Below are 12,698 nucleotides of genomic sequence, written 5' to 3'. Positions count from 1 at the left end.
GCCCCATGGCCAACCTTCGCGACATTAAGAAGCGAATCTCCTCGGTTACCACGACCAAGCAGATCACGCGCACGATGGAGATGGTCTCTACGGCCAAGATTCGTCGTGCCCTCGATCGCTCCAAGCAGGCCGAGCCTTATAAGGAGGCGCTGACCGACGTCATGTTGACGGTCGCCGGCGACGCCTCCTGTTCGGGCACCGATCCCATGCTGCAGAAGCATGAGAGCGTCAAGCATGGCCTGATTGTCGTTATTGCCTCGGACCGCGGCCTTGCCGGCGGTTTCAATACGACGGTGGAGCGCACGGCCGAAAAGCTCGCCGCTTCTTGGGCGAACGACGGCATCGAATGCGAGATCATCGCGTGCGGGCGTAAGCCGGCCACGTATTTCCGTGACCGCGCAAACGTTGTCATGCACTTTGAGGGCAACTCCTCTGAGCCCGATTTCAATCAGGCCCGCATGATCTCCTCTCATATCTGCGATGCGTATCGTGCCGGTGAGCTTGACCGTGTCGAGCTTGTCTACCACCACGCCAAGAACCGCGTGGATCAGGAGCTTCGCGTCGAGCATCTGTTGCCGCTCGACCCCGAGATGATCGCTATGGCCCACGGTCCGCGTAAGAACGAGACCGACGCCCCTAAGCGCATCTCGTCCACGTTCGAGTTCGTGCCCTCTCCCGAGCATGTTCTCGGCAAGCTTGTGCCGTCTTATATCCTGACGGTCATCTACCAGGCCCTGATCGATTCGGCGGCTGCCGAGCAGGGTGCACGCCGCAAGGCCATGCACTCCGCGACGGAAAACGCCACCGCGATCATCTCGACCCTTACCCGCACGTATAGTCGCGTGCGCCAGGCTTCGATCACGACCGAGATTAACGAGATCGTCGGCGGAGCCTCAGCATTGGAGGAACAGTAATGGCTAATAACACCGTAAAGCTTGCGGTCGAGGAAGCCACCAAGAAGACGACTGCCGGTGATGGTCGCATCGTGCGAATCATCGGCCCTGTCGTCGACGTCAAGTTTGACGGCGCGGTGCCCCCGATCTACAACGCGCTAACGGTCGAGGCCGAGACCCCGATCGGTCATCTGAGCACGATCCTCGAGGTCGAGAGCCAGCTTCCGGGCGGCGTCGTCCGCACGGTCGCCATGTCCTCGACCGACGGCTTGCAGCGCGGCCTCATCGCCACCGATACCGGTGAGCCCATGAAGATGCCCGTTGGTCCCAAGACGCTCGGCCGCATTTGGAACGTCATGGGCAAGCCCGTCGACGGCAAGCCCATGCCCGAGGTGGAGGAGTTCTACCCCATCCACCATGCAGCGCCCCGTTTCGACGAGCTCACCACCAAGACCGAGATCTTCGAGACCGGCATCAAGGCCGTCGACCTGCTCGAGCCCTACATCCGCGGCGGCAAGACAGGTCTGTTCGGCGGCGCCGGCGTCGGCAAGACCGTTCTGATCCAGGAGCTCATCAACAACCTCGCCCAGGAGCACGGCGGCACCTCGGTGTTCACCGGCGTCGGCGAGCGTACCCGCGAGGGCACCGACCTGTTCCTCGAGATGAGCGAGTCTGGCGTTATCGACAAGACCTGCTTGGTCTATGGTCAGATGAACGAGCCGCCCGGAGCGCGTCTGCGCATCGGTCTGGCCGGCCTTACCACCGCTGAGTACTTCCGCGATCGCGGCCAGGACGTTCTGCTGTTCATCGACAACATCTTCCGCTTCTCCCAGGCAGGTTCCGAGGTTTCCGCACTGCTGGGCCGTATGCCGTCCGCCGTTGGTTACCAGCCCACGCTGGCAACCGAGATGGGCGACCTCCAGGAGCGCATTACCTCGACCAAGACGGGCTCCATTACCTCCGTCCAGGCTGTCTACGTCCCCGCAGACGACCTGACCGACCCGGCGCCTGCCACGACGTTTACGCACCTCGATGCCACCACGGTTCTTTCGCGTAGCATTTCGTCGCTCGGCCTGTTCCCGGCTATCGACCCGCTTGCGTCTTCCTCCGACGCTCTCGATCCCTCGATCGTCGGCGAGGAGCACTACCGTGTCGCCGTCAAGGTCCAGGAGCTCCTGCAGGAGTACTCCGACCTTCAGGACATCATCGCCATTCTGGGTATGGACGAGCTGTCCGAGGAGCAGCGCCTTACGGTCAACCGTGCCCGTAAGATTCAGCAGTTCCTCTCGCAGTCCTTCCACGTCGCCGAGAAGTTCACCGGCAACCCCGGTGTCTACGTCCGCGTCGAGGATACCGTCCGCTCTTTCGCCGAGATTGTCGACGGCAAGGCCGATGACCTGCCCGAGCAGGCTTTCCGCTATGCTTCCACGATTGAGGACGTGCGCGAACGCGCCCGCAAGATGGGGGAGAAGTAGGTTATGCGTATCCGCATCGTGTGCCCCGTGAGCTGCGCCTATGAGGGCGACGCTGCGTTTGTGTCGATTCCGTCCACGGATGGCGAGTTTGGCGTTCTGCCTGCTCACTCCAGCGAGATCTGCACGATCGACCGCGGTTACGTTCGCGTTTCCGATAAGGCCATGGGCACTGTCGACCACACGTTTGCCGTGGCCGGCGGCTATGCCCAGGTTGCGGACGATGTAGTGACCGTTCTCGCCGAGCGCGCTTGCGATTTGGCGACCGTCGATGCCGACAAGCTTAAAGCTGATATTCAAGGTTTTGAAGAGAAGCTGGGTAATTTGTCGGAGGATGATGCACGCCGCGCCTACCTCTATAATGAAATCGCATGGTGTAAGCTCAAGCTTGCCCAATAGTCAAACGATTTAGCGTTCGACCATTTGCGAACACATCATGCCCGGGATGGCCCAGCCACCCCGGGCATGCTTTTTGAAAGGGTAGACCTTGGATATTATCCGCGTTGAGGGTGGCCACGCCATCGGAGGCTCCGTGCCCGTCTCGGGTGCCAAGAACTCCGCGCTCAAACTCATGGCGGCAACGCTTCTGGCGCCGGGCAAGACGACGCTGCAGAACGTGCCCGATATTTCCGATGTCCACGTGATGGGCAAGGTGCTCAAGGGCATGGGCGCTACGATCGATGTTCTCGACGAGCATACGCTCGAGATTGATACCTCTCAGGTCGATTCTTGGGAGGCCCCCTACGAGCTCGTTGCCAAGATGCGTGCTTCTACAGCCGTGATGGGACCCCTGCTGGGCCGTTTCCATCGCGCCAAGATCGCCATGCCGGGCGGCTGCAACCTGGGTGCTCGCAAGATCGATATGCACATTCTGGGTCTCGAGGCCCTGGGCGTAGAGTTCGATACCGCCCACGGCTACATCAACGCTAATGCGCCCCAAGGTCTGCGCGGTACCACCGTCACGCTCGAGTTCGCCAGCGTCGGTGCGACCGAGAACCTCATTATGGCATCCGTGCGCGCGCAGGGTACCACGGTTATCGACAATGCCGCCCGCGAGCCCGAGATCGTCGATCTCGCCAACATGCTCAACGAGATGGGCGCCAAGATTGTCGGCGCGGGTACGCCCGTCGTGACCATCGAGGGCGTGGAAGAACTGCATCCTGTTACCCATCGCGTAGTGGGCGACCGCATCGAGGCCGGTACCTTTATCGTTGCCGGTGCGTTGATGGCCGACGATCGCGGTGTCGATGTCATGGGCTTTTGCCCCATTCACTTGGGCATGGTGCTCAAGAAGATGGAGCTCATGGGTATCGACTGCGAGCGTACCGACGACGGCGTCCATGTGAACCGTGCCGAGCGTATCAAGCCGGTCGATATCCAGACGCTTCCGTTCCCCGGTTTCCCGACCGACATGCAGGCGCAGATTATGGTACTCTCCGCCCTTGCCGATGGCAGTTCCGTTATTACCGAAAACATCTTCGAGAATCGCTTTATGTTTGCCTCTGAGCTGGTGCGCATGGGTGCCGACATTCGTATCGAGAGCCATCACGCCATGATTCATGGCGTCAAGGGCTTCTCGGGTGCACAGGTTACCTCGCCCGATCTGCGTGGCGGAGCGGCCCTCGTCGTAGCGGGCTTGATCGCCGACGGGACGACCGAGGTTTCGGCCATTCATCACATCAAGCGCGGCTACGAGCAGTTTGTCGAAAAGCTGCAGGCGCTCGGCGCGCATGTCGAGCATGCTACCGTCCCCGATCCCGTCATCTACTAATACAGGTTGCCTATGTTTAATAAAAAGCCCCTCGCGGATACCGCCACCCGAAGACCCTCAACTGGTGCGCAGGCCAAGATCTACAGTCGCGATAACGTGGCTCGCTATTCCGAGCGCGCTCGCCAACGTCGTCGTAGCCACACGATTCGTCACGTCGCGCTCATTGTCGTGCTTGGCGTGCTGCTGAGTGCCACTACCGCTGCCGGCCTGTGGTTTGCCACCATTATGGGCAAGCTCGGCGATTCTAATGTCATTACCGACAATCTGCGTCGGGTTCTGGTTGACACCGATGAGGCAAAGGATCCGTTCTACGTGCTGCTTCTTGGCACCGACGGCCGTCCGGGCGAGGATACGTATCGTGCCGACTCGATTATCCTGGCACGCATCGACCCCACGCAAAAGCAGGCGACGCTCATTTCCGTTCCGCGCGACACCAAGGTCGAGTACAAGGGCGAGACCATGAAGATCAACGCCTGCCATACCGTTGGCGGCGCCGAGGCCATGGTCGAGGCGGTCAACGAGCTGTGCGGTGTTCAGATTTCCCACTATGCCGAGGTCAGCTTCGACGGTATGCAGGCGCTGATTGATTCGGTTGGCGGTATCGACATTAACGCAACCGATGATGTTGACGACCCCGAGCACCTGGATATTAAGATTACCGCTGGTCAGCAGCATATGGACGGCGCCACCGCCCTTACCTATGCCCGCTGCCGCTACATCTATGCCGACGGCGACTACACGCGCATGCGCCACCAGCGTCAGGTGCTTGGCGCCCTTGCCAACCAGATTCTCAATAACTTCGATGCCACGAAGATCTTTGGCCTGGTTAATTCGCTGTCCGATATGCTCGTGACCGATATGAGCGTTCAGGATATCGTGGCTACGGTCAATGCCATGCGCGGTATGGATGTCGACGGCATCTACTCGGCCAACCTGCCCTCGTATGCCGACGACAGCACCATGATCGACGGTGTGAGCTACGTCTTTGTCTACGAGGACGAGCTCAAGGAAATGATGGAGCGTGTCGATGCCGGCAAGGATCCCAAGGGTCCCAACACCATGGGTCTTTCCGACGGTTCCAGCTCTACGATCGGCGACCTGAACAACAACACGTCTGACGACTACGCAAACGGTACCGCAACCTCATCGGTCAGCTCTGACGATTCCGATGACTCAAGCGATTCGAGCGATTCGGACTACTACGAAGAGCCCACCGGCGACGGCAACGGCTACGAAGCCAACTACTAAGTTACGCGGTTTTACCAAACCGCGTAACCGCTTGACGCTGCGCGGGCCGCATTTGGACAATCTGACGTTCAACTTCAAGGGCGCGACCAGAAGGTCAGCGCCCTTTCGTTTCACGTCACCTTGTCTCAAATGCGACCCGCTCGCTGCCCGTCCTCAACCTGCGACGTTAGTCATTGGGGACGTTCTTAAACGACTGGTCAAAGGGGACACTCTTGATGCACTTGGCACTTGGGGACGTTTCTTATGTGCCGGCAGTTTGGGACACTCCTTGCGTTAAGAGGCTGGCGTGCGTCAACCTGTTCTCGTTGCAGCAAAAAAATCGCCCCGTTCTCGGTTGAGGACGGGGCGATTCGTCTTTTGGGCTTATGCAGCCAGGCTTATGCAAAGCGGGCGACGAGCTCCTGCAGGACGTCGGTCATCTTGACGAGCGAACTGACCGGGACGAACTCGTTGACGCCGTGGTAGCAATAGCCGCCGGTGGAAAGGTTGGGGCAGGGCAGACCGCGGAACGACAGCTGGGCGCCGTCGGTGCCGCCGCGAATCGGCAGCACTTGGGGCTCAACGCCGCAGGCAAGGTAGGCTTCCTTGGCAACATCAATAAGCTCGGGATAGTCACGAACGATCTCGGCCATATTTCGATACTGCTGCTTAATCTCGACTGTCACGCGCTCCTCACCCAGACGCTGGTTGAGCATCGAGGCGGCGGAATCAATAAGGTCGAGTTTCTGCTGGAACTTGGCGGCGTCATGGTCGCGGATGATATAGCGCGCTGTGGCGTGATCGACGGTCGCAGATACACCCTCAAGGTGATAAAAGCCCTCGTAGCCTTCCGTATACTCCGGGCGCTGCACGTAGGGGAGCAACGCGTTGAAGTCGCAGAACAGATTGCCTGCGTTGACCATACGGCCCTTAGCGTCGCCCGGGTGGATGGACTGGCCCTCAAAGCGGACGGTCGCCTCGGCGGCGTTAAAGCACTCCCACTCCAGCTCGCCGATGGGGCCGCCGTCGACCGTGTAGGCGTACTTGCAGCCAAAGGTATCGATATCCAACAGCTCGGCTCCGTGGCCGATTTCCTCGTCAGGGCAGAAGCAAATGCCGAGTGCAGGATGGGGCAGAGAAGGGTCCTGAGCGATACGCGCGACAAGCGACATGATCTCGGCGACGCCTGCCTTGTCGTCCGCGCCCAGCAGCGTGGTGCCATCGCTGCAGACCAGGTCCTCACCCGCGAGGTCATTCAGGGCGGGAAGCTTGGCGGTGCTCATGGCAACGGGCTTACCGTCAACCGTGCCGCAGACCAGGTCGCCGCCTTCGTGGTGTACGATGTGCGGCTTCACGCCGGCGCCCGGTGCAACTTCGGTGGTGTCGAGATGGGCGATCAGGCCCAGGGCGGGCTTATCCTCAGCGCCCGCACTTGCGGGGATATGCGCGCAGACATAGGCGTGCTCGGTCACGTGGGCATCTTCCGCACCAAGCTCGCGCAGCTCTTCAGCCAGCACGTTGGCAAGGTCAAACTGAACGGCGCTCGAGGGTACCTGGTCGCAGTTTGCATCCTCGGACTGCGTGTTGATCTGGACGTAGCGCAAAAAGCGCTCGAGGACATCGGGGTTCGTGGTGGTGTTTTCCATAAAGACCGCTCCAATCTTGGTCGTCGTGTGCAACAAGAACTCTAGCACGGTATGCCACGGCATACCGCGACGCTTGGATGGGGTAGAATCAGCCATTGAATGCAGAAGGGACGGAAGATCATGGATACGACAAATAGCTCGCGCGAACTACATCTGACGGTGGCGAACGAAGACTACTTGGAGTGCATGGTTCGCATTGAAAGCGAAGAGGGGGAAACCAACGGCGTTCGATCGGTCGACATCGCGCAGCGCCTTGGCGTCTCCAAGGCATCGGTCAATAAAGCGGTTTCGGCGCTCAAGGCATCCGAACTTGTCGAGCAATCGCACTACGGCAAGGTAGTCCTGACCGATCGCGGCCGCGAGGTTGGTACGACTATCTGGTACCGTCATCGCCTCATCCGCACGTTTTTGGTTCAGGAGCTCGGTGTCGAATTTGAGCGAGCCGATTCCGAGGCCTGCATGATGGAGCATGCGCTTTCCGAGGACACGATGAACCGCTGGCTCGCCTATCTCGAAAAGCAGGGAATCAGCGTCGAGGAATAGCGGGATATATATGGATACGAGTTATTACAACCGCTTTGGTGCCGAGGAACTTGCGCGCCGCTTGTCGAGCGAGACCTTGTTGGCGCAGGGCCCCATGGGCAGTGTTCTGTTGAGTGAGTACGATGCCGCCGACATTCCACCGGCGTTTTGGAATCTGGCAGAGCCGCAGACCGTTTCTCGTATCCATCGCTTGTATGTCGCTGCCGGCGCGCAGGTGCTCATTACCAACACCTTTCAGGCATCGAGCTATGCCCTCAAGCACGACCAGATTGCGCCGTCCGTGGCGGAGGTCAATCGCGGGGCCGTCGACGATGCCCGCCAGGCGCACCCTCAGCTGCTGCTAGGCTCGATGGGCCCGATCGGTATTGAGTGGTTTGCCGAGGACTCTGCCGAGTATCGTGAAATCCGAGGCATTGCGCGCGAACAGGCGCACGCCTTGCTCAATGCCGGCGTTGACGGTCTGCTGATCGAGACGGTGACGTCTATCCGTAATTTGCAGCCCATGCTTGCCGGCGCCCGAGATGCCGCCGACGGCATGCCTGTTCTGGTGAGTTTTGTCGTTGACGATAAAGGCGACCTGTTGGGCGATGGCCTCAACATCGAGGCGGCCGTTTTGTACGCCGAAAAACACGGCGCAAACTCGGTTGGTGTTAATTGCTGTTCGCTTGCGGCCGCGAACGCGGCGGTGCCCAGGATGGTTGCATCGGCGACTACTCCCGTCACGGTGCGTCCCAACGTAGGCGATCCGGTCCAGACTCAGGATGGCCCCGTATGGCACGAGAACCCCGAAGCTTTCGCGCGCGCATGCATCGAGTGGAGACATGCCGGTGCCGCAATGGTGGGCAGTTGCTGTGGAACCACGGCAATCACTACGGCCGCGATGGCCGAGGCGCTCGATATATAAAGGGCAAAACCGCTCCATACGGGGCGGTTTTTTTATTTCAAGACTTTAGTCCGCTGGCCGCGCAGCGGCCAGCTTTAAACCACCCGCTACGCGGGTGGAGACAAACGGCTTTACAAAGCCACCCCTCCGACCGATATTGACGATTGTTCAGGCCGTCAAGAATTCGAGTCGAAGGGGTGGTCGCCATGGCCCAGAAGGCCTACAGCCTTTCCCACACGAAGTGGATGTGCAAGTACCACATCGTGTTCACGCCGAAGTATAGGCGCAAAGTGATCTACAACCAAATCAGGAGCGACATAGGGGAGATCCTCAGGAAGCTGTGCGAGTACAAGGGGATCGAGATAATCGAGGGGCACCTGATGCCCGACCACGTGCACGTGCTGCTGGCGATCCCGCCGAAGTACAGCGTCGCGAGCGTCATGGGCTACCTGAAGGGGAAGAGCTCGCTGATGATATTCGACAGGCACGCCAACCTCAAGTACAAGTTCGGCAACAGGAAGTTCTGGGCGGAGGGCTACTACGTGTCCACCGTCGGCCTGAACGAGGCGACGATCGCCAAGTACATCAGGGAGCAGGAGTCCCACGACATCGCGCTGGACAAGCTGAGCGTGAAGGAGTACGAGGACCCCTTCAAGAGGGGGTGATGCTGCCGGTTCGACCGGCGCGCCACGGGTCAAGATGCACTAGGCCTGGACGAAGTCCGGGCCCGCGCCTTTAGACGCGAGCCCGGGGCCCGTGGGTTATACCCTAAGAGCAAACCACCCTTTTTAAGGGTGGTTCTGATTGCTTGCATGTCCTCGGCAGCATTTGCCCAAATGGTGAATGCTGGTGCCGGCAGGTTGCCGAGTGCATGTTGCGGGTATACCCCATGCGTACCATGATCCAAACACTGTGAGGTGTCTGCGCGTGTGCGCGATAATTCATTTTGGAACTGACGGTTGGCGCGCTCGCGTCGATGAGGACTTCACTGCCGATAACGTTGCCCGTATCGCCGATGCCGTCGGCGAGTTATGGCAAAAGACCAATCCGGGCAAAACGGTATATATAGGGTTCGACACCCGGCCCCTGGCGCGCGAGTTCGCTGAGCTTGCGGCGGGCGTGCTAGCAGCGCACGGGCTAGACGCCGTGCTCGCTTCGCGACCTGTCCCGACCCCTGCCCTTACGTGGGCGGCGGCTTATGACGGTGAAGCGTGCGGCGCGCTCATGGTGACGGGGTCCCATCATCCGCAGGGCTATCTGTGCCTCAAGATTCGCATGGGTGACGGCTCGACCGCCAACCAGGATGTCATCGAAGAGCTCGAAGAGACTATGGCTCCCGAGCCAATGGGGATCGAGGGGCAATATCGCACCGCGGATATCATTCCTGACTATATGCAGGCGGTGGCATCGTTTGTCGATGCCGAAGCCATCCGCGCCGCGCACTTGCGCGTGGTTGTCGATCCCATGGGCGGCGCAGCCCAGGGCTATCTAGCCGACTTGCTGCGCGAGCTTGGCGTTGAGGTGCACGAGATTCACGCCGGGCAGGCGTCTGACCAAGAAGATATCTGCCCCGACCCCGTTGAACCGTGGGTGGACGCTTGCGAGCGCACGGTTATCGAGGACGGAGCTTGCGCTGGCCTGGTGACCGACGGCGACGCCGACCGTATCGGCGCGGTTGACGAGCGCGGCAGATATATACATCCGCATCAGATCATGGCGCTCGTTTTGGGCGACTTGGTTCAATTTCGTAATTTGGAGGGGCGCGTCGTCGTCAATCTTTCATGCTCGACGCTCGTGCGTCGCATTGCCGAGGCGCTTGGCTGCCGCGTGACCGTCAAACCAGTCGGTTTCAAATATATAGCGGCGGAGATGAAGAAGGGCGGCGTCCTCATGGGCGGCGAAGAAGCCGGTGGTATCGGCATCGCCGCGCATATGCCCGAGCGCGATGGAATCCTCGCCTGTCTGATTCTGTGTGAGCTTATGGCAAAGACGGACGCGCCTTTGGGCGTTCTGGTCGACCAACTCGAGGACAGTTTTGGTAAGACGAGTTACGGTCGACGCGATTTGCGCCTTGAGGCCGAAGATGCCGAAACGTTACGAACCCTGCTGCCGGGCGTAAACCCCAAGTCGATTTGTGGCAAGGTGCCGCAAAACGTTAGTCATATGGACGGCTTGCGTCTGTCATTCGAGGATGACACGTGGCTGCTGGTCCGTCCTAGCGGGACCGAACCAGTGGTGCGCGTCTACGCCGAGGGGTTCTCGGTGGAAGAACGTGACGAGTTGCTCGATGCTGGCTGTGCTTTAGCTAGGGGAACGTATCCGCTTTAACCATGAGGCTGCCTTATATAAAGAGATGCTCGGCGAGCGGTAGTTAACGGCTGGCAAACGTTAGTCGGATCAGAAGATGTGTAGGAAATGTGTACGCCCAGATTCCCGCCCGCGGGGCCCCTCCGGTCTGGCAATATATCTCCTTGCCGCGCGGCCCGGTGCAACCGGGAACCAGCGCAGGCGTGCACCTTGAGAACCGGATACTGCGAGGATGGACACTCACTTCAGTGTCGCATCCGGGCAGACATCGAACCATTTGAAATGGTCTAACTTGGATTTGTTTTTCGCAAGGCCGCCGAGAGGCGGCCCCGAGAAATTCCTTTTCCTATACTAGAACCATATGAATCGAACGGAACCGATCAGCTAATAGTTGTGAGGACCGGACGGGCTCGAAGCCCATTTATTTTGGACGGAGAGTTCGATCCTGGCTCAGGATGAACGCTGGCGGCGCGCCTAACACATGCAAGTCGAACGGCACCCCTCTCCGGAGGGAAGCGAGTGGCGAACGGCTGAGTAACACGTGGAGAACCTGCCCCCTCCCCCGGGATAGCCGCCCGAAAGGACGGGTAATACCGGATACCCCGGGGTGCCGCATGGCACCCCGGCTAAAGCCCCGACGGGAGGGGATGGCTCCGCGGCCCATCAGGTAGACGGCGGGGTGACGGCCCACCGTGCCGACAACGGGTAGCCGGGTTGAGAGACCGACCGGCCAGATTGGGACTGAGACACGGCCCAGACTCCTACGGGAGGCAGCAGTGGGGAATCTTGCGCAATGGGGGGAACCCTGACGCAGCGACGCCGCGTGCGGGACGGAGGCCTTCGGGTCGTAAACCGCTTTCAGCAGGGAAGAGTCAAGACTGTACCTGCAGAAGAAGCCCCGGCTAACTACGTGCCAGCAGCCGCGGTAATACGTAGGGGGCGAGCGTTATCCGGATTCATTGGGCGTAAAGCGCGCGTAGGCGGCCCGGCAGGCCGGGGGTCGAAGCGGGGGGCTCAACCCCCCGAAGCCCCCGGAACCTCCGCGGCTTGGGTCCGGTAGGGGAGGGTGGAACACCCGGTGTAGCGGTGGAATGCGCAGATATCGGGTGGAACACCGGTGGCGAAGGCGGCCCTCTGGGCCGAGACCGACGCTGAGGCGCGAAAGCTGGGGGAGCGAACAGGATTAGATACCCTGGTAGTCCCAGCCGTAAACGATGGACGCTAGGTGTGGGGGGACGATCCCCCCGTGCCGCAGCCAACGCATTAAGCGTCCCGCCTGGGGAGTACGGCCGCAAGGCTAAAACTCAAAGGAATTGACGGGGGCCCGCACAAGCAGCGGAGCATGTGGCTTAATTCGAAGCAACGCGAAGAACCTTACCAGGGCTTGACATATGGGTGAAGCGGGGGAGACCCCGTGGCCGAGAGGAGCCCATACAGGTGGTGCATGGCTGTCGTCAGCTCGTGTCGTGAGATGTTGGGTTAAGTCCCGCAACGAGCGCAACCCCCGCCGCGTGTTGCCATCGGGTGATGCCGGGAACCCACGCGGGACCGCCGCCGTCAAGGCGGAGGAGGGCGGGGACGACGTCAAGTCATCATGCCCCTTATGCCCTGGGCTGCACACGTGCTACAATGGCCGGTACAGAGGGATGCCACCCCGCGAGGGGGAGCGGATCCCGGAAAGCCGGCCCCAGTTCGGATTGGGGGCTGCAACCCGCCCCCATGAAGTCGGAGTTGCTAGTAATCGCGGATCAGCATGCCGCGGTGAATGCGTTCCCGGGCCTTGTACACACCGCCCGTCACACCACCCGAGTCGTCTGCACCCGAAGTCGCCGGCCCAACCGCAAGGGGGGAGGCGCCGAAGGTGTGGAGGGTGAGGGGGGTGAAGTCGTAACAAGGTAGCCGTACCGGAAGGTGCGGCTGGATCACCTCCTTTCTAGGGAGATAAATCTTCTAGAG

General features: G+C 60.4%; 10 protein-coding genes and 1 rRNA gene. 10 read left to right on the top strand and 1 reads right to left on the bottom strand.

The annotated features are described in order from the left end of the window. Positions 1-5 precede the first annotated feature (5 nt). From atpG to LCQ44_RS02580, 5 genes are all read left to right on the top strand, one after another. Complete coding sequence (gene atpG / locus LCQ44_RS02600) at positions 6-914, top strand: ATP synthase F1 subunit gamma (protein ID WP_006235716.1); 909 nt, start codon at positions 6-8, stop codon at positions 912-914. Continuing rightward, positions 914-2,368 (top strand): F0F1 ATP synthase subunit beta, encoded by a 1,455-nt coding sequence (gene atpD / locus LCQ44_RS02595; RefSeq protein ID WP_006235717.1) that lies wholly within the window; start codon positions 914-916, stop codon positions 2,366-2,368. Before atpG ends, atpD begins: the two co-directional genes overlap by 1 nt. A 3-nt stretch (positions 2,369-2,371) precedes the next feature. Then, positions 2,372-2,764, top strand: coding sequence for an ATP synthase F1 subunit epsilon (atpC, locus tag LCQ44_RS02590; protein ID WP_006235718.1), 393 nt, complete (start codon positions 2,372-2,374; stop codon positions 2,762-2,764). A gap of 88 nt (positions 2,765-2,852) precedes the next feature. After that, on the top strand, positions 2,853-4,136 hold the full coding sequence (gene murA, locus LCQ44_RS02585; protein WP_138375264.1) for a UDP-N-acetylglucosamine 1-carboxyvinyltransferase: 1,284 nt from the start codon (positions 2,853-2,855) through the stop codon (positions 4,134-4,136). Positions 4,137-4,148: 12 nt separating this feature from the next. Then, entirely contained in the window at positions 4,149-5,384 is a 1,236-nt protein-coding gene (locus LCQ44_RS02580) for an LCP family protein (RefSeq protein WP_138375263.1), read from the top strand. A 377-nt stretch (positions 5,385-5,761) separates the two neighbouring features. Here the strand turns inward: LCQ44_RS02580 and pepT are convergent, their stop codons facing one another. Next, positions 5,762-7,009, bottom strand: coding sequence for a peptidase T (pepT, locus tag LCQ44_RS02575; RefSeq protein WP_225093992.1), 1,248 nt, complete (start codon positions 7,007-7,009; stop codon positions 5,762-5,764). A 120-nt stretch (positions 7,010-7,129) separates the two neighbouring features. Here pepT and LCQ44_RS02570 point away from each other — a divergent pair, with 120 nt between their 5' ends. The 5 genes from LCQ44_RS02570 to LCQ44_RS02550 all read left to right on the top strand — a co-directional run bounded on the left by LCQ44_RS02570 (position 7,130) and on the right by LCQ44_RS02550 (position 12,675). Continuing rightward, positions 7,130-7,552: a metal-dependent transcriptional regulator gene (locus LCQ44_RS02570; RefSeq protein ID WP_225093991.1), complete on the top strand. Its 423-nt coding sequence runs from the start codon at positions 7,130-7,132 to the stop codon at positions 7,550-7,552. 10 nt (positions 7,553-7,562) lie between these two features. Continuing rightward, on the top strand, positions 7,563-8,456 hold the full coding sequence (locus tag LCQ44_RS02565) for a homocysteine S-methyltransferase family protein (protein WP_117821432.1): 894 nt from the start codon (positions 7,563-7,565) through the stop codon (positions 8,454-8,456). Positions 8,457-8,641: 185 nt separating this feature from the next. Next, the gene (gene tnpA / locus LCQ44_RS02560) at positions 8,642-9,100 is read left to right on the top strand and encodes an IS200/IS605 family transposase (protein ID WP_055287554.1); all 459 of its coding nucleotides are present in this window, start codon (positions 8,642-8,644) and stop codon (positions 9,098-9,100) included. A gap of 262 nt (positions 9,101-9,362) precedes the next feature. Continuing rightward, positions 9,363-10,763, top strand: coding sequence for a phosphoglucomutase/phosphomannomutase family protein (locus LCQ44_RS02555; protein WP_161145479.1), 1,401 nt, complete (start codon positions 9,363-9,365; stop codon positions 10,761-10,763). Positions 10,764-11,169: 406 nt separating this feature from the next. After that, positions 11,170-12,675 (top strand): 16S ribosomal RNA (locus tag LCQ44_RS02550). Positions 12,676-12,698 lie beyond the last annotated feature (23 nt).

Source organism: Collinsella aerofaciens (genome assembly GCF_020181355.1).
GTDB lineage: Bacteria > Actinomycetota > Coriobacteriia > Coriobacteriales > Coriobacteriaceae > Collinsella.
The sequence above is the reverse complement of the archived record's forward strand: the minus strand, read 5'-3'. Positions and strand labels throughout refer to the sequence as shown.